Here is a 20,714-nt window from a genome sequence, read left to right as displayed (position 1 = left end):
CCCGCCACAGGACCCCACATGCTCAACACGCTCGCGGTAGCCAACTACCGCTCGATCAACAAACTGGTGATCCCGCTGGGCCGACTGAATCTGATCACCGGCCCCAACGGCAGCGGCAAGTCCAACCTGTACCGTGCGCTGCGCCTGCTGGCGGAAACCGCCCACGGCGGCGTGGTCAATGCCTTGGCCCGTGAAGGCGGGCTGGATTCGACCTTCTGGGCCGGCCCGGAAACCCTCTCCCGGCGCATGCGCACCGGCGAAGTCGCCATCGAGCCCACTGTGCGCCAAGGCGTCAAGCGCCTGCGCCTGGGGTTTGCGGGAGAGGATTTCGGCTACTCGATCAGCCTCGGCCTTCCCGATTCCAATGGCCATTTCATGCTGCCCGGGCACAGCTCGCCGATCCCGTCCTATTTCAGCCTCGACCCGCAGATCAAACGCGAATGCCTGTGGGCAGGCGCGTTCTACCGCCCGGCCAGTCTGCTGGTCGATCGTGACGGCCCGATGATCCGCGCCCGCGCCGAGCGCAAGTGGGATGTGCTGGCGCAGCACACGCCGACGTTCGACAGCCTGTTCGATCAGGTCGGCAGCCTGCGCGGTTCGCCTGAAGTGCTGGAGATGCGCGAGTTCATCCGCCGCTGGCGCTTTTACGATCATTTTCGCAGCGATGCCGACGCCCCGGCGCGTCAACCGCAACTGGGCACTCGCACGCCGGTGCTGCATCACGACGGACGAGACTTGGCGGCGGCCTTGCAGACGATTATCGAAATCGGCGATCCCGACGCCTTGCGGGCGGCGATCAGCGACGCCTTCCCCGGCGCACGACTGAACATCGACCCCCTGCCCGGTGGACGCTTCGCCATCGAGTTCTTTCAGGAAGGTTTGTTGCGGCCGCTGTCAGCCGCCGAGCTGTCGGACGGAACCTTGCGTTACTTGCTGCTGGTCGCCGCGCTGCTGACGCCTCGGCCGCCGACACTGATGGTGCTGAACGAGCCGGAAACCAGCCTGCATCCGGACCTGCTGCCGGCACTGGCACGCTTGATCATCCGTGCCTCGGCGCACTGCCAGGTGTGGGTGGTGTCCCATGCCCGGCGCTTGATTTCGGCGTTGCAGGAGGACCCGGACTGCAACTGCATCGTGCTGGAGAAGAATCTTGGCCAGACCGGGATCGTGGGCCAGCGCATGCTGGATGAGCCGGCATGGTATTGGCCGGATTGAACGGCGCGTGATTTGCCGGGATGAGAGAAGACGTCTATTTTCCCTTGTACCGTAGGAAGGATCTTTTTTTCGAAACACAGCTCCAAGGACGAACCACTTTTGGCCAGACTCCCGGCCAACATCTCACAAGGACGAGAACATGGCAGACGAACAACCGCCGCAACGGCTGGATCCGCAGGACATTCTGAAATTATTGATGGCGTTGCGCAGGGCGTTGAAGGCCAGGCCGGCCTGATCAACTCCATGGTCAACAGGCTCTTTGTGGCGAGGGGGCTTGCCCCCGTTGGGCTGCGAAGCGGCCCCTGGTAACCAATGACGCACCTTGGGACGAATGCTGGGCATTCGAACGGGGGCAAGCCCCCTCGCCACAAAGGCTCCCGCGTCACAGGCAAATCGAACGCTCAAAAAAACGCCGACGCTAAATCAGCCGTCGGCGTTTGAAACCTTGAAGGGGTTTGCTTCGCGAATCAGAACGCTGGCAATACCGCGCCGCTGTACTTCTTCTCGATGAAGGCTTTCACTTCCGGGCTGGTCAGGGCCTTGGCCAGTTTCTGGATGGCAACGCTGTCCTTGTTGTCCGGACGGGCCACCAGGAAGTTCACGTAAGGCGAGTCGGCACCTTCGATCACCAGCGCGTCTTTAGCCGGGTTCAGGCCCGCTTCCAGCGCGTAGTTGGTGTTGATCATGTCCAGGTCGACCTGATCCAGCACACGCGGCAACATCGCGGACTCAAGCTCCTTGAACTTGAAGTTGTGCGGGTTCTTGGCGATGTCTTTAGGGGTGGCCAGGGCGTTTTTCGGGTCTTTCAACTCGATCAGGCCAGCCTTCTGCAGCAGGATCAGGGCACGGCCGCTGTTGCTGCCTTCGTTCGGAATGGCAATGGTCGCGCCGTCTTTGAGCTCAGCCAGGGTTTTGACTTTCTTCGAGTAGCCGCCGAACGGTTCGACGTGCACACCGATCACGGTTTCCAGGTGAGTGCCTTTGCCTTCGTTGAAGCTCTTGAGGTACGGCAGGGTCTGGAAGTAGTTGGCGTCCAGACGCTTCTGGTCGACCTGCACGTTCGGCTGAACGTAGTCGGTGAAGACTTTGATTTCCAGGTCCACGCCTTCTTTGGCGAGGGTTGGCTTGATCAGCTCAAGAATCTCGGCGTGTGGAACCGGGGTTGCCGCAACCACCAGTTTCTCGCCAGCCTGGGCCAGGCCCGCGGTCAGGGCAGCCGCCAGTGCGGTGAACAACAGAACCTTTTTCATGCAGTGTCCTTATCGAAAATCACAGTCGCTTGTGGCGACGGCTTGAAGATGAGAGTGCCAGTGAAGTGCTATCGCTGGCGTGAAGCGGACAATACCGGGATTTTTTATTCCCGAACAATAACGTTTATTCAGCTTCATATTCCATTTTGTTCATACAACTGTAGGAGCGAGCCTGCTCGCGATGGTCGTGAACGAAAACGCGCCAAACCTGATACCCAACGGCGTCTGTGGGTTTCTCGCGAGCAAGCTCGCTCCTACAGAAATCCGGCGTTTGCGAGCAGTTGTTTCAAGGCGTCTTTTTCGGCATCGGAACCGTTGCAAAAAATCTGCTTGAGCTGCTGTTCGATCTTTCCCAGACCTTCATCAGGCAAATTCAAATGCTCCGGCAAAATCTCGTCGCCCGTACTCACCAGCAGCGCAAAGTGAATGACGTTTTCCAGCTCCCGGGTATTGCCCGGCCAACTGTGGCGCTCAAGCACAAGCTGCGCCGCTTCGCTGATCAGCGGCACCGGCAGGTCGAGGCGCTGGCTGTAGATGCCGAGGAAGTATTCGGCCAGCGGCAGAATGTCCCCCGTACGCTCGCGCAGCGCCGGCAGTTCTAGCGGGCCTTCGCTGAGGTAGTGATAGAGCCGTTCATGGAATTTTCCGGCGGCCACCGCCTGGGCCAGATCGATGCTGGTGGCCGCCACCAGCCGCACATCCACCGGGCTCGGTTGCTGAGCGCCGACGCGGGTGACTTCGTGGTTCTCCAGGGCGGCGAGCAGCTTGATCTGAATCGGCAGCGGCAGGTCACCGATTTCGTCCAGGTACAGCGTGCCGCCGTTGGCCGAACCGAACCAGCCGGCACGACTGCTCGCCGAACCGCTGTAGCTGCCAGCCGCATAGCCGAACAGCTCAGCGTCAGCGTAGGTCGGGCTGATGGCGCCGCAGTTGACCGACACGAATAACCCGCCGCGATCACTGGCGCGGTGGATATGTCGGGCCAGCAACTCCTTGCCGGTGCCGGTTTCGCCACGGATCAGCACCGAGACAGAACGCGTGGCCAGTTGCTCAAGGTCTTCACGTAATTGCCGCGAACGCGGATCGACAAATACCAGCGCCTTGGCGCGGATGCTCAGGGGACTTTTTTCGGCGTCGGGAAAGGTCAGCAGCGGCTGACCGAAGGTTTCAAAGCTCATGGCAGACTCCCGCCCAAAACCGCCGGGAGACGGGGGCGTTAAATAAAGAAAGTGTTCAAGCGCGGCGCAGGGCGTGGTGTTCCATGCGGTTTTGCAGGCGATAGAGATAGGCAAAACCCTGCTCCCAACGCTGATGACCGGACTTCACGTTGATATGCCCCGCCCCCGCCAGAATCCCCGCCTCGGCACCCCAGTTGCGCGCCAGCTCCAGGGCCCGCGGCGCACTGACGGCGCTGTCGTTGTCGGAGCTGACGACCTGGCTGGGGAACGGCAGCAGATCCGTCGGGATCGGCGCGAAGTTGCGCAAGGCCGGTGCACAGGCCGGGCGCTCGACATCCGCCGGTGCGACCAGCAGGGCACCGCGCACCTGACGCAGGAACTGCACAGGCGCGGTGGCCGCCCAATGGGCGACGGTGATGCAACCCAGGCTGTGGGCGATCAGGATGACCGGCGTGCTGTCGGCGGCAATCGCCTCAGCCAGCGCCGCGACCCAGTCTTCACGACGTGGCGTCAGCCAGTCGGCCTGCTCCACCCGTGCGCTGTTCGGCAGGCTGTTCTGCCAGTGGCTTTGCCAATGATCTTCTGGCGATCCTTGCCAGCCCGGCACAATCAGGTAGCGAATTGATTCGTTGCGCATGGGGGAGCTCTCCTGCTGCGTGTCTGTTCCCGGTCGAGTATAGGGAGGAGAGTTATATTCGTTAAGGAATAAGAAGCTATTTATTAAGACCAGTATCGAATATAAAACATATAACCTGTGGGAGCGGGCTTGCTCGCGAAGGGGCCATCAAATCCAACATCCTTGTAGACTGACACTCCGCATTCGCGAGCAAGCCCGCTCCCACAGGGATGAAATTCAGACCAAAAAAAGGGGCCGCACCCTGCCAAGGAGACGGCCCCGGAAAACGAAAATCTGTTAACGCGCAGTGATCACCGACAACTTGGTAATCCCTGCCCGTTCAATCGATGCCATGGCCCGCGCCACCTCGCCGTAATTCACACCATCGTCCGCCTGCAACTGCACGCGCACCTCGGGGTCCTTGGCCTTCGCCGACTTGAGGTTCAATTCCAGCAAGTCCGGCTGTATCTCGTCCTTGTTGATGAACAGTTTGCCGGCACCGTCGATGCTCACCACCAACGGGTCCTTCTGCTCCACCGGCGCCACCGCTTCGGTCTTGGGCAGGTTGATCGGAATGGCGTTGGTCAGCAGCGGTGCGGTGACGATGAACACCACCAGCAACACCAGCATCACATCCACCAGAGGCGTCACGTTGATCTCGCTGAGCACCTCGTCAGTGTCTTGCGTGGAGAAGGCCATATCAGGACGCCTCCTTCACTTTCTGCGCGTTGCCCTGGGCTGCCACCTTGTGCGCCGTCGGGTGGATCAGCACGCGGAACGAACTCTTCTGCGCCAAGCTGTAGAAGTCGTGGGCGAAGTCATCCAGATCCGCCGCCGTCAGTTTCAAGCGCCGCAAAAAGTAGTTGTAAACCAGCACCGCCGGCACCGCGACGGCGATCCCCACACCCGTGGCGACCAGTGCCGCGCCAATCGGCCCGGCGACCGTTTCAAGGCTGGCCGAGCCCGCCGCGCTGATGCCTTTCAACGCTTCCATGATTCCCCACACCGTGCCGAACAAACCAATGAACGGCGAGGTGCTGCCAATACTCGCGAGTACGGCCAACCCGGTTTCCAGCGACCGGCGCTCGCGCACGATCTGCTGGCGCAAGGCTCGCTCCAGACGATCCTGATGGTTGATCGCCTGGCTCAAGTCCGTAGCCTGTGGCGTCTCGCCCACCTGGATGGCTGCATAACCGGCCTGCGCCACCCGGGCGGCCGCGCCGGGCCGGGTTTCGCTCAGTTCGGCCGCCGAGTCGAGACTCGAAGCGGCCCAGAACTGCTGATGAAACTTTCGATCCTGTGCCTTCAGCCGACCGAACTGCACGCCCTTGAGCAATGCCAGGCCCCAGGTCGCGACGGAAAAAACCACCAGCAGCCAGATCACCGCGCTTTCGATGGATTCAAGTGGAGAGGCCAGTAACGTCATGATGTATTCCTCGTGTAAACGTTTCGCGCGAAATTGGTTTCTGTTTAATGAATCTTGAAATCGATGGGCACGCTGACCCAGCCGTCCCGGGCGACATCACCTTGCTTGGCCGGCACAAAACTCCAGCGTTTCACCGCGTTCAGCGCGGCATCGTCCAGTGCATCGCGACCACTGCTTTTCTGGATCTGGATCTCGCCGGGCTTGCCATTGGCCAGAACATGTACGCGCAACAACACGGTGCCTTCCCAGCCGCGACGCTGGGCCAGCGACGGGTATTCCGGTGCCGGGTTTTTCAGATAGCCGGCGGTGGCGGAGGCCGGTGTTACGGGCGCAGGGGTCGGAGGTGCAGGTGGCGCAGGGGCCGCGACGGGTGCTGCCGGTTGTGGCGGCGCGGGTGGCTGCTCGATTGCCTTTGGCGCCGGTTTCGGTAGCGGTTTGGCGACCGGTTTGGGCTTGGGAACCGGCTTCGGTGGTGGCGGTTTCACCGCCAGTTCGTCTTCCACAGGCGGTGGCGGCTCAATAACGGGCTGCACAGGTTGCGGTGGCGGCGGCTCGACCACAGGAGGCGCCGGACGCGAGAACTCGATGGTCATGGGCGGGACTTCTGGCGGCACGATCGGCAGTACCGGGGTCGGTTGCTGATTGACCCAATAGATCACCGCGCCATGCACCAGCAACGCCAGCACGCCCAGCACGATTGCTTCACGCCGGCGAAGGACGCCTTTGGGGGTTCGCTGCAAACGCAACTGCCCCAAGGGCACGCGGTGCGGTCGGCCGAGGTCGACCAATTCGCCACCGGGTGCCTGGCGCCAAAGCACCTCATGTGCACCGGCGGCGATCTGGACATTGCCCATTGTTTAACTCCCTGCGGTCTCTTTGCGGATAACCGGAACGTCGTGCTGAACATCCCCCGACGACGCCCCGGTAGAGCAATCATTGGCTTGAACGCTTAGCTCTTAAAGTAATGTTTAAACTTATATTTAGAACCAATACGAATAAACAAAACCCTCAACCCACCGCCAGAGCCCGCCGTTCAAGGGCTCCGGCACAGTGGAAAAAATCCGATGCTTTTCGGGCATTGAAAGTATTCATTCGAAGCATGCTTTTTCGCCGTCAGAAGTCGTATCGGCCGGTCACACCGAGCGTGCGTGGCGTACCGGGCAGACCTTCATAACCACCATTGGCGGCCGTCCACAGCGTCGTGTAGTAGGTTTTGTCGAAGGCGTTTTTCAGCCACAACGAAACGTCCCACTGCCCCTGGTTGAAGTCGCCGCGCAGACCGGTGGACAGGTTGACCACCGCATAACTCGGGATCTGCCCGAAGTCGGAGTCTTCCACCGTGCCCACCGCTTTGGAGCGGAACGCATAGCTGGCGGTGACGTACTCCTCGAAGCCGTTGCTCAGGTTCCACTTGTATTCGCCGTTGGCGTTGCCGATCCATTTCGAGGCGCCGACCACTTGATGCCCGGTCAGGTCGCAGGAGGCTGGAGCACCCGGCCTCAGGCTGACTTCCGGCGGGCACGGTGCATCCTTGTAGGAGAGGTAGCTGACGTCGTTGTACGAACCGTTGATATTCAGCGTCAGGCCGCGCAGCGGGATCAGGGTGCTTTCGAACTCCACGCCACGGGAGCGCACGGAACCGGCGTTGGTCAGGTATTGCACACGATTGACGTCGTCATAGGCGTTGGTCTGATAGCCGTTGACCTGGGTCCAGAACAGGTTGGCGTTGAGTTGCAGGCGACGGTCCCACAGGGTGCTCTTGAAGCCGAGCTCGGCGTTGTTGGCGCGCTCGGTGCCGATCAGCAACGAGTCGGCACCGGCCACCGGCGCCATACCGACGGCCAGGTTGACCCCACCGGATTTTTCGCCGTGGGACAACGTGGCGTAGGTGAGCAGGTCGTCGGTGAGGTGGTAGCTGAGGTTCAACAGGCCCGAAGGACTGGAGCTGTACTGGTTCAGATCGCCGGAATCGTAGGCCCCCGCACGAGCGCGTCGTGACGCGGCGGCCGCGCCGGTGACTGCAGCACCACCGGCGGGTGCATTGCGGGTCACCCAGGCGTTTTTTTCTTCATAGGTGCCGCGCAGGCCGGCAGTGAAATCCAGGCGTTCGGTCAGGTGCCAGGTGCCCTGTGCGAACAGCGCGAAGCTGTTGGTTTCGATATGACCGTTGCCGACACTGTCGATGTTGTTCAGCGCACCGGTGGGCGTGCCACTCCAGATATCCGCTTGCGGTCCGTAAAAGGTGAAGGATTTGTTGTCCAGGTCGGAGCCGAAGTAATAGGCGCCGAGCACGTAATCGAAGAACCCGCCGGTAGGCGACGCCAGGCGAAACTCCTGGGAGTACTGCTTGTCCTCCACCGAAACCCCGGCGTTGTAGAAGACGGTTGCGTTCAGGCCGTCATCATTGCGCGGGGTGAAATTCCACCAGCGATAGGCGCTGATGGACGTCAGGGTGAAGTCGCTCGGCAGCGTCCAGTTGGCCTCCACCGATGTGCTGCCCTGATGCACGGTGACATGCTGGTCGTTGTTCAGGTTGACCTTGCGGTGGGTGCCGTCGACCAGTGTCGCGCCAGCGGCATTGGCCCGGGTCTGATAAAGGTTGGTGCCATTGATGGTCGGCCCGGTGTTGAACAACACCCGGGTGCCGGCGCTGGAATCTTCTTCGTTGTAGTCGCCGATCCAGCGCAGGTTGAACGATTCGTTGGGCTTGAACAGCAACTGGCCACGGAAGCCATCGCGCGAGCCGCCGTTCAGATCGTGGCCGTCGAATTCGTTCTTGATATCGCCGTCGCTGCGGGTGCGATACGCAGAAAAGCGCCCGGCGAGCTGGTCATTCAGCGGACCGGAAATCGTGCCCTTGGTCTGGAAGTAGCCGTCCTCGCCCACCGAAGACTCGATGCTGCGTTCCGGGGTGAAGGTCGGCGCGCGGGTGCTGATGTTGATCACGCCGGCGGTGGTGTTCTTGCCGAACAAGGTGCCTTGCGGACCGCGCAGCACTTCGAGCTGCTCGATGTCCATCAGGTCGAATACAGCCATGCCTGGCCGGCCGAGGTATACGTTATCGAGGTACAGGCCGACACTGCCTTCCAGGCCATCGCTGGCCGGGTTGTTGCCCAGGCCACGAATCGACACGCTGGACTGGCGCGCATGCATGTAGGCGACGTTGACGCTGGGCACCAGTTGCTGCAAATCCTGGATGCGATAGACCCGCTGGGCTTCCAGGGTCTGGCCGCTGACCACGCTCATCGGAGTGGGTACGTCTTGCGAGCTTTCTTCACGGCGGCGGGTAGTAACCGTCACGGTTGCCAGTTGGGTATTGTCGGCCGTGGCGGTTTTTGCCGGGGTGGTTTCAGGGGTGACGCTGTCGGCCGCATAGCCTTGGGTCCAGCTGGCGCTGCCTGCCAGTAGCAGGGCCAGGGGCAGGCGTTTGAGCCGTTGTGGAGAGTAGATTGGGGTGAAATGCAACGGACTCATAAGGCGGGGTTCCCGATCAAAAAAAGTTCTTTGTTGCTTGAAAGGCCGCCTTCGCGAGCAGGCTCGCTCCCACAGGGGATTTGCGGTGGCTATGCGATCTCTGTGGGAGCGAGCCTGCTCGCGAAGGCGTCAGGTCAAACGCCGCCGATATCCGGCCCTTTCACGGTCTGACTGACCTGCCCGTTCACACCCACCGGCACTTCACCCTTGAGCGTCACACGGCGCACGATCCGGTCCTGGGTCCCGTAGTCATCCACCGCATAATGCTGGGTGGAGCGGTTGTCCCAGATCGCCACATCACCAGCCTTCCAGCGCCAGCGCACGATGTTTTCCTGGCGGATCACATGGCTTTGCAGCAACCCGAACAGGTGCGCCGAATCGGCCTGGGAATAGCCCTTGATGCGTTTGACGAAATGCCCCAGCAACAGGCTCTTCTCGCCGCTGATCGGGTGCACGCGCACCACCGGGTGTTCGGTTTCGTAGACAGTCGAGGTGAAGACCTTGCGATAGCGCTCCAGCTTCTCCGCCGAGACGTCCGGCCGGGTGCCGGCGTAGTCGTATTCGTTGCTGTGCACGGCGACCAGTTTGTCGGCCAGCTCACGCAGCTCCTCCGACAACCCGGCGTAGGCGGTGGCGGTGTTGGCCCACAGGGTGTCGCCGCCGAAAGCCGGGGCTACCACCGAGCGCAGGATCGAGGCTTTTGGGTAGGCCTCGACAAAGGTCACGTCGGTGTGCCAGGAGCTCGCACGCTGGCCCTCGGCACCATCCAGTTCCAGCAGAAAACGCGTGCCTTCACGCACCGGCACGGTCGGGTGCGCCACCGGTTCGCCGAGCAGGTGGGCGAACGCCTCCTGGCGCTGATCGTCGAGTTGGGTCTGGTCGCGGAAGAAGATCACTTTGTATTGCAGCAGCGCCTGTTGAATGGCTTCAACGGTGGCGGCATCCAGCTCGCCGGAAAGCTGTACGCCACGGATTTCGGCACCGATGCGACCGGCCACCGGATGGATTTCAAGCGCGTGAACAGCGGGTTGTACTGCGAAAGCGGCATTGCTCATGGGTAGACCCTCATCAGACTGCTTGCGGTTGAACCGGCCGCGAAACACTGCTCTATCTATATTCTATTTAGATCTAATAGATATCTACATGCTTCGTTGACGGAATAAGAGGTTGCATTTAAAACCTCAGTCAACCCTCGTCGCAAATGCCTTCGAGCTATTTTTAGGATGCCGGGAAAGCATATGGATCTTCGCCAGTTGCGTTACTTCATCGCCCTCGACGAACACCGCAGTTTCGTGCGCGCGGCCGAGGCCATGGGCATTACCCAACCGGCCTTCAGCCGCAGCATCCAGGGGCTGGAGCAAGAGTTCGGCTGCGTGTTGGTGGACCGTGGCAACAAGGATTTGCGCCCCACCCCAGAGGGCCTGGTGGTGCTGCAACATGCCCGCAGCCTGGTGCAGGGTGCGGCGCTGCTCAGCGCCGAAGTGACACAGATGACCAAGCTCGATGCCGGTGAACTGCGCTTCGGTTGCGGCCCGGCGCCGGCGGTAAAACTGGTACCGGATGCGGTGGCGCAATTCATCAATGCACACCCGAAAGTGCGCACCTGCTTCGAAGTGGATAACTGGGAAAAACTCAGCCGCGCCCTGAGCCGCGAGGAGATCGAATTCTTCATCGCCGACATTCGCCATTTCGAGTCCGACCCGAACTTCCAGACCCAGGCGCTGACGCCCAAACGCGGTGTGTTTTTCTGCCGTCCGGGGCATCCGCTGCTGGCCAAGGAGAGCCTGTCGACCAACGACATGTTCGATTACCCGCTGGCGACCACGAAGATCCCGCCAGGCATTCGCAAACTGCTGGCGAACCTCAGTGGGCGGGTGGATTTTTCGCCGACTATCGAGACCGAACATTTTCCGGCGCTGGTGAAAGTTGTGCTGCAATCCAACGCCATCGGCGTGGGCACGCAAGAGGCGTTCATCGAGGACATTGCCCAGGGTTCGCTGGTGCTGCTGCACTGGCGCAATTTGCCGCAGAACATCGAGAGCATGAATGCGCGGTGCGGGATTGTCAGTCGCACCGGGTTCCGGTTGTCGCCAGCGGCGCGGGCGATGATCGAGACGTTGGTGGCGGTGGACAGACAGCAAGTCAGCGTCGCGGTTTAGGGCCTCTTCGCGAGCAAGCTCGCTCCCACAGGGGATCGTTGTCGGACACAAGTTTGTGTACGACTCAAATCTAATGTGGGAGCGAGCTTGCTCGCGATGGGGCCAGTGAGCTCACTGAAGATTCAGAGCTTGGCCGCAGCCAACTCCGGCGCCACCCAATCGCTTACCTTGAACGACTTGCGAATCAGCTTCTGCTGCGAAGCCAGGTCCACCGCATCCTGCAATTTGCCAAGGAACACCGGATCGAGCGTCGACGGGAACACCTCGCTCAGTTTCTGATCCTTCAGATCCTGGCTGAGAATCACCGGCGGGTAACTCGCCAGCCCTGAAACCAGCTGAATGTAGGCGTCCTTATTGCTGTCCTGGGTCAACCACGCCACCGCTTGCTGTTGAGCCTTGAGCAACGTGGCGACCGCCTCGGGGTGCTCGTCGACGAACTTTCCGGTCCCCACCAACACGGCCTGCACACTGCCGGCGCCGCCCAGGTCCTTGGTGGTCAGAGGCAACTCGGCCAGTCCTTTGGCCTGTAATGCGGTAAGCCCGGAACCACCCCACGAGGCATCGATCTGTTTCGCCGCCAGCGCCGCCACCGCCGCGTTGAAGTCCAGGTTGATGACTTTCACATCCTTCTCGCTCAACCCCTGACTGGCCAGCGCCGCATCGAAGGACAACTGGCTGGCCGTGCCACGGAAGATCGCCACGCGTTTGCCCTTGAGGTCTTGCAGGGTCTTGATCCCCGAACCCGGTACCACGCCGAGGTAGTGCTTGACCCCGCGCGCCGAGGCGCTGAGCAATCGCGTATCCAGACCATTGGACTTGCCGATGATGGCTGCCAGGTCGCCGAGGTAGGCCAGGTCCACCTGACCGTTGGCGAACGCTTCGTTGATCACCGGGCCTGCGCCCTTGAAAAAGCTCCACTGAATCTTGATGCCTTGATCGGCAAAGGCCTTTTCGAAGATCTGTTGATCGCGCAACACATCCACTACACCGCCACCGCTGTGCTGGGTACCGGCACTCAGGTCCGGCACGGCGATGCGGATTTCCTTGAGTTCACCGGCGTTGGCCGTGAAGGCCAGCAGACCCGCCAGGGCCGGTGCGGCGAACAGGCTGATGACACGTTTGAAGGGAAGGTTCATGGGTACGGCTCCTTGGGGCAACGGGCGTTGATGAGTCAAAAGTAGGCCGAATCAGAACCAACATTTAAATACTATAAATTCACATTTTTATATCTTTTGGATCTATATCAACTCCTACGGGCCTTCCGATCGCGTATGCAAAAACAGCATCAAAAATATTCTTCGAAGGCATTGGATGTGCGCGCGCTCCCAAGCCTTAAATGGCCTTGCTTATCCCTAAATAGAATTGTTTTTTATTTTTATAGATCAATTTTGCATACACATTAAACCCTGTGGGAGCGAGCTTGCTCGCGATGAGGGTGTGTCATCCAGCACATAAGTCGCCTGACACACCCTCATCGCGAGCAAGCTCGCTCCCACAAAAAACAGGCTTGCATTGCAACCCGACAACGGAGGTCACCCATGGCCCGTGTTTCCCTTCTGAGCCTGCCGCTGGCCGCACCTCGGCTTGATGGTCGACGACATTGGCCGACGCTGAGCCAGCGGCTCTTGCCCTGGTTAATACCCCTCAGCCTGTTTGCGCTGTGGTGGCTCGCCAGCCGCAATCACTGGATGAGCGAGCAGATCCTGCCGGCGCCGACCCTGGTCTGGAGCAGCGCCGTTGAGTTGTCCCAAGGCGAGTTGTGGAGCCATTTGTGGATCAGCCTGCAACGCTTGTTCTGGGGGCTGCTGGCCGGGATCAGCGCTGGTGCAGTTTTGGGTGCTGCGCTGGGTTTCAGTCGTACGCTCGAACGCCTGGTGTTTCCCACCTTCGCCGGGTTGGCGCAAGTCCCAACCCTGGCCTGGATTCCCTTGTTCATGGTGTTTTTCGGCATCGGTGAGGTGCTGAAACTGGTGGTGCTGATCAAGGCGATCGTGGTGCCGGTGACCCTGCACACACTGGTCGGCGTGCGCGATGCGCAACCCAGGCTGCGCGAAGCCGCCGCCGTGTTGCGCCTGCCCAGGCACCTGTTGATTCGCCGTCTTGTGCTGCCTGCCGCACTGCCGGCCTTCATGGCCGGTGTGCGCCTTGCGCTGGCCGCCGGATGGACCTCGCTGCTCGCTGTCGAACTGCTCGCGTCCAGCGAAGGCATCGGCTACCTGATGGTCTGGGCACGCCAGTTGTTCATGCTCGACATCGTCTTCGTGTGCATTGTGGTGATCGGCTTGATCGGCGTGGCGATGGATCGCGGTATCGGCCTGCTGGACAGGAAGCTGGTGCACTGGCCGCACCCGGCCACCGCCGAAATCCGTCGCGGGCCGCGTTATCAAGGCTGGCAACGTCTGCAACCGTGGCTGCTGCCACTGGCGCTGCTGGCGTTGTGGCAACTGAGCTCGGATCAGCAGTGGATTGACCCGAACATTCTGGTCAGCCCGATGGTCGTCCTGCACACCACCTGGAATGGCCTGCTCGACGGCACGCTGGTTGGCGGCATGGCCCTGAGTCTGGGCCGAACCCTTGGCGGGTTACTGCTCGGTGGCGGGCTCGGCTTTGCTCTGGGCCTGCTGCTGGGACTGTCGCGCACCAGTGAACGCGTGCTCGGCCCGACCCTCGCCGCCCTCCGCCAGATCGCCATTTTCGCCTGGGTGCCGCTGCTCACCGCGTGGTTCGGCCTGGGGGAATTGGCCAAGTGGGTGTTCGTCGCCCTCGCCGCGTTTTTCCCGCTGTTCATCGCCACCCAACGCAGCGTCGCCAATCTCTCGCCACAACTCAACGAGGCGGCCCAAGTGCTGCGCCTGAACCTGCCCCAGCGCCTGCGCCGGCTGGTGTTGCCGGGTGCGGCGCCGGGAATTTTCGCAGGGCTCAGGCTGAGCCTGATCTACGCCTGGCTCGGCACCATCGGCGCCGAATACTTCATGCCGTCCAACGGCGGCATCGGCAGCCAGATGATCGGCGCCCAGCAACTGCTGCGCATGGACCTGATCATGGCCGGCATGCTGCTGGTGGGCCTGACCGGCGCCCTGCTCAACCTCATTGGCCAACGCCTGGAAATCCGCGCCACTCGCTGGAGACACGCATGAACGTACCGATTGTCAGCTTCAATCACGTGGGCAAGACCTTCGAGGTCGACGGCTTCGAACTGGAGGCCATTCGCGAATTCAACCTGGACATCGCCGAGGGCGAGTTCGTCGCCATCGTCGGCTCCAGCGGTTGCGGCAAATCCACTTTGCTGCGGCTGCTGGTGGGCCTCGACAGGCAATTTCGCGGGCAGATAAGCGTCGACGGCAAAGCCGTCACCGGCATCGGTGGCGAGCGCGGCATCGTCTTTCAGGAACACCGTTTGTTCCCATGGCTGAGCGTGGCCGACAACATCGGCCTGGGCCTGGTCAACGAGCCATTGAGCGCCGCGCAAAAGCACCAGCGTATCCATGACTTCATCGAACTGGTGGGCCTGGGCGACTTCGCCCGTGCCTATCCGCACCAGCTCTCCGGCGGCATGGCGCAGCGCGTGGCCATCGCCCGAGGCCTGGTGGCCAGCCCACGGATTCTGCTGCTGGACGAGCCCTTCGGCGCCCTCGACGCGTTGACCCGCCAGCAGATGCAGGACGAACTGCTGGCGATCCGCGCACGGGCAAAAATCACCACAGTGCTGGTCACTCACGATGTCGAGGAAGCGATCTTCCTCGCCGACCGCGTGGTAGTGATGGAGCCGCGTCCCGGGCGGATCAAGCAAGTGGTCGACATTGCCCTGCCCCATCCGCGCCAGCGCAGCAGTTTCGACTTCCACCAATTGCGCGAAGAACTGCTTCACGAACTCACCAGCGACGGTCACTACCAGCCTCCCGTGCCGGTGCAGGTCCGCGATCTGCCGCTGTCCTTCATTGCCTACTGAAAAAGGAAATTCCTGATGCCGCAACGCCCCAACTTTTTAGTGATCCTGGCCGACGACCTGGGCTTTTCCGACCTCGGCGCCTTCGGTGGCGAAATCAACACGCCGAACCTCGATGCCCTGGCCAACAATGGCCTGCGCCTGACAGATTTCCACACCGCACCAACCTGTTCGCCGACCCGTTCGATGCTGCTCACCGGCACCGATCACCACATCGCCGGCATCGGCACCATGGCCGAAGCACTGACCCCGGACCTGATCGGTAATCCAGGCTACGAAGGGCATTTGAACGACCGCGTGGTCGCCCTGCCCGAGCTGCTGCGCGAGGCGGGTTACCAGACGTTGATGAGCGGCAAATGGCACCTGGGCCTGACCGCCGAATTGGCGCCCCATGCCCGGGGTTTCGAGCGTTCGTTTTCGCTGTTGCCCGGTGCGGCCAACCATTACGGCTTCGAGCCGACCTACGATGAAACGACGCCACGGCTGCTCAAATCCACACCGGCGCTATATATCGAAGACGACCGGTTCATCGACGAACTGCCGAAGGATTTTTATTCCTCCGACGCCTTCGGCGACAAGCTGCTGCAATACCTCAAGGAGCGCGACCAGACCCGACCGTTCTTCGCCTACCTGCCGTTTTCCGCACCGCACTGGCCGTTGCAGGCCCCAGCCGAGGTGGTGGAAAAATACCGCGGACGCTATGACGCCGGCCCTGAAGTGCTGCGGCTGGAACGTCTGGAAAAACTCAAGAAACTGGGATTGATCGAGGCCGATGTCGAGCCGCATCCCCTGATCCAGCTGAGCGCACAGTGGGATGCGTTGAGTGATGAACAGCGGCAGATTTCTGCGCGAGCCATGGAAGTTTATGCGGCAATGGTCGAACGCATGGACTGGAACATCGGGCGTGTCGTCGATTACTTGCGCCAGCAGGGACAACTGGACAACACCTTCATCCTGTTCATGTCCGATAACGGCGCCGAAGGGGCGTTGCTGGAGGCTTTCCCGAAATTCGGGCCGCAGCTGCTGACCTATCTCAACCAGCATTACGACAACAGCCTGGACAACATCGGCCGCGCCAACTCCTACGTCTGGTACGGGCCGAACTGGGCGCAAGTGGCGACCGCGCCGTCGCGACTGTTCAAGGCCTTCACCACCGAAGGCGGGATTCGCGTGCCAGCGCTGGTGCATTACCCGCAGCTGCCGCTCAAGGGCCAGATCAGCCATGGGTTTGGCACGGTGATGGACATCACGCCGACCATTCTGGATCTTGCCGGTGTGCGCCATCCAGGCAAGCAATGGCACGGCAAACCCGTGGCGGACGTTCGCGGGAAATCGTGGCTGGGGTTCCTGTCGGGCGAGACGGCGCAGGTACATGACGAGCACACCGTAACCGGGTGGGAGTTGTTCGGTCGCCGGGCGATCCGCCAGGGGCAATGGAAGGCGGTGTACATCCCGGGACCGGTGGGGCCGGCGACCTGGCAGCTGTATGACCTGGGCAGTGATCCGGGGGAGATTCATGACCTGGCGTCGAGCCAGCCGCAGCGGCTGAGTGACTTGATCGAGCATTGGCAGCGGTATGTGGATGAGACTGGGGTGATTCTGAGTGAGTCGCCGTTTCAGCCGGATTGATGCTGCCTGAACCGGCCCCTTCGCGGGCAAGCCCGCTCCCACAGGTTTCTGCGGTGAATGCAAAATTTGCGTTCAGCACAAATCACTGTGGGAGCGGGCTTGCCCGCGAAGGGGCCCTTTCAGACGACGACTAGACTTGAGCCGTACGCACCTTTTCCACAGCCACTTCTTCCCTGCGCTCAAACCGGTTAGCCCGCGCAAACGTACCGAAATCATTGAACCGCACACCCATCTCGCGCATCACCTTGTGCCCCACTGGCACAGTCAACTGACGGATGTAGAACGGCTCCTTCACCACAAAATGATGGATCCCGTGGCTGCTGCCGAAGTTGAAGCAGAACGCCTGCAGCGGCCACAACCACCAGGCATTCAGCACCTGGGTCTGCTGCATCACGTTGCCCGGCTCCACGTCTCCGTAGTAATGCATGTTCGAGCTGATGAAGTGCAGGCAGAAGGTGCGCAACACGTTCGGGCCGATGATCACGACGGCTGCGATGTCGATCACCTGCATCACCGACAACGTCGTCGCCGACCACTCGATCGGTGCGCCCATCAGGTTCGCAACGCCGTTCGCTGCATGAAAACCGAGAAACACGTACCACGCGCCCCAATGCATCAGCGCCAGCGGTGCATAGACCTTCAGCGTGCGTTTAATGATGCTGAACTTCATTGCCCAGGTCTTGGCCCGCAACATGCGGATGACCGAGGACATGATGTTGTCGCCGATCATCAACAGCCGCGCAAAACCCCAGGGTTCGCCATTGGTGATGGCGCGCTCTTCCGTGTCGGTCTCAGAGCCCGACACCTTGTGGTGATTGAGGTGCAGATGGCGGCGAATCCAGGGGTTGATGGTGCTTGGCCGCGCCAGCCACACCAACCCCATCATCAGGTTGTGCGGCACTTTCTGCTTGCGGAAGTACATGCTGTGGATCAGGTCGTGTTCCAGCTCATGGGTCAGCGAGGCGAAAAAAGCATTGAGCAACAGGCACGCCCACCAGGCCATGTGCCCGCTCATGTAGAGCGCCGCCGAACCGACCATACCGGCGATGGCGAAGGTCAGAATGCCTGCGCCGAGGGCGTCCTGGTGCTTGAGAACCGGGTATTTCTCACGCAATTCGACGCCTCTGGCCAGCACCACTTCACGGATATGGGCTGATCGTTGGGCTGCATTCAGTCGTTGGGGGCTTGCAGAAGTACGGTCCATGCTTCCATCCTCTGGTTATTGATGGTTGCATCCTGCCTTGCGGAACCTCGCAATGCGGTAGCCGTGAACGCCAACCTGTTGACCGGAAGCGCCAATCAGCATGACTGAACCGACCTCCCTCGCCAGCTGGACCCGCGCCCTGCGCAAGCAACTCGATGCCCTTGGCATTGACAGCACCGCCCTGTGCCAGCAATCGGGGCTCGACCCACAACTGATGGACGACCCGAACGCGCGTTATCCGCTGTCGGGCACCACACACCTGTGGAATCTGGCGGTGCAGGCCAGCGGCGATCCGGCGATCGGTTTGCGGGTTTCGCGTTTCGTCAGCCCGACCACCTTCCATGCGCTGGGTTATGCACTGGTCGCCAGCGGCAGCCTGCGGGAAGTGTTCGAGCGCATCGTGCGCTATCACCAGGTGGTCAGCGATGCCCTCGAACTGGAACTCACCCGCGCCGAGGATCGCTACCGTTTCCGCCTGAAAATCCCCGCTGGCAATCCCGCCCCGGCCTTCGAAGCCATCGATGCGTTCATGGCGATTTACGTGCGCACCTGCCGCAATCGCCTGGGCCGTGAATACGCACCGCTGGAGACTTACCTGCGCCGCCCGGAGCCGGCAGACGCGCACCAATGGCATAAAGTCTTTCGCTCGCCCGTGCATTTCGGCGCCGACGAGGATCGGCTTGAGTTCGCCCTCATCGACTTCGACAGCCACCTGGACGACGCCAACCCGGAACTGGCCGAACACAACGAAACCGTGCTCAAGCGCACCCTGGCGCAACTCAAGCCGCTGACGTGGGAGCGCAAGGTCCGCGACGCCATTGAAGAGCAACTGCCCGAAGGCGAACCCAGCGCCGAGCACATCGCCAAGGCCCTGCACCTGAGCCTGCGCAGCCTGCAGCGGCACCTGGCGGATGAGGGCTGCCGGTTCGATACGCTGCTCAACGAAAGCCGCGAAAACCTCGCGCTGCTGCACCTGCGGGACCCGCAGGTGTCGCTGAGCGAAATCAGTTATCTGCTCGGGTTTGCCGATACCAGCAGCTTCAGTCGCGCGTTCAAGCGCTGGACAGGGATGACGCCAGGGCAGTTTCGGGATGGGTTGCGCTGATCACGCTTTGATCAGACTGCGTACCATGCCTTCGTTCCACTGCTCCAGCATCGCCTCTCCAACCTCGGCAAAGGCACTGTTTGCCTTTATGTACTGGCCCATCTCGCCCATCGCCACTGCCATCCCATGGATGACCTGTTGCAGCAATTCGTTGCAGCGTCCCTCGGTCAAATTGCAGGCGGAGCGACCAAATCGCATCAGCATTTTGTACTTGGGCCACGCCTTCGATCCGCCCAGTAACAACGCCATGCTATCGGTCTTGATGTAGACCGACGTGGTGATGATGTCGTAGGCAGGTGCCAGGCTGATTGGCGCATCGACACCACAGTCTTCGTACAGAACGCCAAAATTCTTGAGGTGCGCGTCGCCATTTTTCAAACCCGATGACAGCGCGACGATTTTGAAAAACGACTCAAGTGCCTGATTGAGCAAACCAGGAGAAACAAAGGCCTTTATCTGCTTGACCGCCCCTTCATATGAACCATCGTATTTGGCTTTTGATGGCCAGGCATTGAGCACGCAGAAGTCCTCGAACCCCAAGTAACCTTTTTCATTCAGATCGAAGCGTTCAACGATCAGAAACTTGCCGTGTTCACTGAGCTCAAACTTCGGCACCTCAAGACCCGAATGCAACGCTGCGCGCATACAGAAGTATTCATTGGCGGCGAGTTCCGGGTATTGCTCTGGACGAAAGGCTTTGACCAGATGCGTGGCCCCTCGATGGGACAGCCGATCAATGGATGACGCACTGTCACGCACCAGTACCTTCGGCTGCACGCCGGAAACACCCGAATACTGGCCATAGGTCTGCAAGAGGTCTTCGAACAGACCTTGCGCGCCATCATGTACGAGAAGGTCCGCCAGGCTGGTTTCTGGTGGTTGATCTCCCGAATCCTGCGCCTTTGAAATGCTGACTCTTCCGAGCTGGTGCGGTCCGACGATGGCAAGCATCGAAAAATCGTCAAACCCACGGACGGCCTTGCTGAAGCGACGAGTCAATTCATCGCGCAGGGCTCCCTCAGGCAGATTCATTTCAAAAACCGGTGGAATGCCCGATTCCCACGCGTAACTCTCCAGCCGCACGGGCATGGTCAGCGAGACGGCGTTTTGTTCTGACGCGTTTTCGGCATAGGCAAACACGGTATCAACGGGAGGCTGACCACGACCAAGGACTCCCGCCGCACTGTTGGAAACGCTGATAGCCAGTCGATCCTTTTCCTGCGGCTCATCCATGGAAATCTACCTTTTTGAGGGTGTCCAGCGTCGGCCGCCTGGATTGTCGCGGCACTGCTGTCAGCTCATAACCGAAGCCGTTGAGGATCGCCTCAACCTTGCGCAATCCAATTTCGGAGAGCGTGTTGTTTTCGATGCCGGAGATCGTCGCCCGGCTCATTCCGTACTGCTGTGCCAATGCCTGCTGGGAGAGTTTTCTCTCCTTGCGTAACGTTCGGATCAGCTTGCCAAGGTCTTCCATTTGATCACCATGCATCATATACAGTGCATATTTCATTG

General features: G+C 60.8%; 18 protein-coding genes. 6 read left to right on the top strand and 12 right to left on the bottom strand.

Translation table 11 applies throughout. The features are described from left to right. Window positions 1-18: 18 nt before the first annotated feature. Window positions 19-1,215 (top strand): AAA family ATPase, encoded by a 1,197-nt coding sequence (locus tag PPUTUW4_RS00920; protein WP_015092996.1) that lies wholly within the window; start codon window positions 19-21, stop codon window positions 1,213-1,215. Window positions 1,216-1,682: 467 nt separating this feature from the next. Here PPUTUW4_RS00920 and PPUTUW4_RS00915 read toward each other — a convergent pair whose 3' ends face one another. The 8 genes from PPUTUW4_RS00915 to PPUTUW4_RS00880 all read right to left on the bottom strand — a co-directional run bounded on the left by PPUTUW4_RS00915 (window position 1,683) and on the right by PPUTUW4_RS00880 (window position 10,214). Continuing rightward, a complete protein-coding gene (locus PPUTUW4_RS00915; RefSeq protein ID WP_007972924.1) occupies window positions 1,683-2,465 on the bottom strand; it encodes a MetQ/NlpA family ABC transporter substrate-binding protein in 783 nt (260 codons plus the stop codon). A gap of 254 nt (window positions 2,466-2,719) precedes the next feature. Beyond that, window positions 2,720-3,643, bottom strand: coding sequence for a sigma 54-interacting transcriptional regulator (locus PPUTUW4_RS00910; RefSeq protein ID WP_015092995.1), 924 nt, complete (start codon window positions 3,641-3,643; stop codon window positions 2,720-2,722). Between the two features lie 55 nt (window positions 3,644-3,698). After that, complete coding sequence (locus PPUTUW4_RS00905) at window positions 3,699-4,280, bottom strand: alpha/beta hydrolase (RefSeq protein ID WP_007972928.1); 582 nt, start codon at window positions 4,278-4,280, stop codon at window positions 3,699-3,701. 276 nt (window positions 4,281-4,556) lie between these two features. Then, window positions 4,557-4,958: a biopolymer transporter ExbD gene (locus PPUTUW4_RS00900; RefSeq protein WP_015092994.1), complete on the bottom strand. Its 402-nt coding sequence runs from the start codon at window positions 4,956-4,958 to the stop codon at window positions 4,557-4,559. A gap of 1 nt (window position 4,959) precedes the next feature. Next, the gene (locus PPUTUW4_RS00895) at window positions 4,960-5,685 is read right to left on the bottom strand and encodes a MotA/TolQ/ExbB proton channel family protein (protein WP_015092993.1); all 726 of its coding nucleotides are present in this window, start codon (window positions 5,683-5,685) and stop codon (window positions 4,960-4,962) included. 44 nt (window positions 5,686-5,729) lie between these two features. After that, the gene (locus PPUTUW4_RS00890) at window positions 5,730-6,539 is read right to left on the bottom strand and encodes an energy transducer TonB (RefSeq protein ID WP_015092992.1); all 810 of its coding nucleotides are present in this window, start codon (window positions 6,537-6,539) and stop codon (window positions 5,730-5,732) included. 259 nt (window positions 6,540-6,798) lie between these two features. Beyond that, window positions 6,799-9,159: a TonB-dependent receptor gene (locus PPUTUW4_RS00885; RefSeq protein ID WP_015092991.1), complete on the bottom strand. Its 2,361-nt coding sequence runs from the start codon at window positions 9,157-9,159 to the stop codon at window positions 6,799-6,801. Between the two features lie 134 nt (window positions 9,160-9,293). Beyond that, complete coding sequence (locus PPUTUW4_RS00880; RefSeq protein WP_015092990.1) at window positions 9,294-10,214, bottom strand: TauD/TfdA family dioxygenase; 921 nt, start codon at window positions 10,212-10,214, stop codon at window positions 9,294-9,296. 183 nt (window positions 10,215-10,397) lie between these two features. Between PPUTUW4_RS00880 and PPUTUW4_RS00875 the strand changes: the two genes are divergently transcribed. Further along, entirely contained in the window at window positions 10,398-11,318 is a 921-nt protein-coding gene (locus PPUTUW4_RS00875; protein WP_041474762.1) for a LysR family transcriptional regulator, read from the top strand. A 122-nt stretch (window positions 11,319-11,440) separates the two neighbouring features. On the opposite strand, the gene PPUTUW4_RS00870 is transcribed toward PPUTUW4_RS00875, so the two are convergent. Further along, window positions 11,441-12,454, bottom strand: a complete 1,014-nt coding sequence (locus PPUTUW4_RS00870; RefSeq protein WP_015092988.1) for an ABC transporter substrate-binding protein — start codon at window positions 12,452-12,454, stop codon at window positions 11,441-11,443. 402 nt (window positions 12,455-12,856) lie between these two features. Here PPUTUW4_RS00870 and PPUTUW4_RS00865 point away from each other — a divergent pair, with 402 nt between their 5' ends. Genes PPUTUW4_RS00865 through PPUTUW4_RS00855 form a run of 3 tightly spaced genes read left to right on the top strand, consistent with a single transcriptional unit; the run spans window position 12,857 to window position 16,893 of the window. Further along, window positions 12,857-14,455, top strand: a complete 1,599-nt coding sequence (locus tag PPUTUW4_RS00865; protein ID WP_015092987.1) for an ABC transporter permease subunit — start codon at window positions 12,857-12,859, stop codon at window positions 14,453-14,455. Next, entirely contained in the window at window positions 14,452-15,267 is an 816-nt protein-coding gene (locus tag PPUTUW4_RS00860) for an ABC transporter ATP-binding protein (protein ID WP_015092986.1), read from the top strand. Before PPUTUW4_RS00865 ends, PPUTUW4_RS00860 begins: the two co-directional genes overlap by 4 nt. A gap of 15 nt (window positions 15,268-15,282) precedes the next feature. Next, a complete protein-coding gene (locus PPUTUW4_RS00855) occupies window positions 15,283-16,893 on the top strand; it encodes an arylsulfatase (RefSeq protein WP_015092985.1) in 1,611 nt (536 codons plus the stop codon). A gap of 130 nt (window positions 16,894-17,023) precedes the next feature. Here PPUTUW4_RS00855 and PPUTUW4_RS00850 read toward each other — a convergent pair whose 3' ends face one another. Next, window positions 17,024-18,097 (bottom strand): fatty acid desaturase, encoded by a 1,074-nt coding sequence (locus PPUTUW4_RS00850; protein WP_015092984.1) that lies wholly within the window; start codon window positions 18,095-18,097, stop codon window positions 17,024-17,026. Between the two features lie 100 nt (window positions 18,098-18,197). Here PPUTUW4_RS00850 and PPUTUW4_RS00845 point away from each other — a divergent pair, with 100 nt between their 5' ends. Then, entirely contained in the window at window positions 18,198-19,202 is a 1,005-nt protein-coding gene (locus PPUTUW4_RS00845) for an AraC family transcriptional regulator (protein WP_015092983.1), read from the top strand. Here PPUTUW4_RS00845 and PPUTUW4_RS00840 read toward each other — a convergent pair whose 3' ends face one another. Together PPUTUW4_RS00840 and PPUTUW4_RS00835 are read right to left on the bottom strand one after the other, a co-directional pair. Further along, window positions 19,203-20,435, bottom strand: a complete 1,233-nt coding sequence (locus tag PPUTUW4_RS00840; RefSeq protein WP_015092982.1) for a type II toxin-antitoxin system HipA family toxin — start codon at window positions 20,433-20,435, stop codon at window positions 19,203-19,205. Next, window positions 20,428-20,676: a helix-turn-helix transcriptional regulator gene (locus tag PPUTUW4_RS00835; protein WP_015092981.1), complete on the bottom strand. Its 249-nt coding sequence runs from the start codon at window positions 20,674-20,676 to the stop codon at window positions 20,428-20,430. Before PPUTUW4_RS00835 ends, PPUTUW4_RS00840 begins: the two co-directional genes overlap by 8 nt. Window positions 20,677-20,714 lie beyond the last annotated feature (38 nt).

Source organism: Pseudomonas sp. UW4 (assembly GCF_000316175.1).
Taxonomy (GTDB): Bacteria; Pseudomonadota; Gammaproteobacteria; order Pseudomonadales; family Pseudomonadaceae; genus Aquipseudomonas; species Aquipseudomonas laurylsulfatiphila.
The sequence above is the reverse complement of the archived record's forward strand: the minus strand, read 5'-3'. Positions and strand labels throughout refer to the sequence as shown.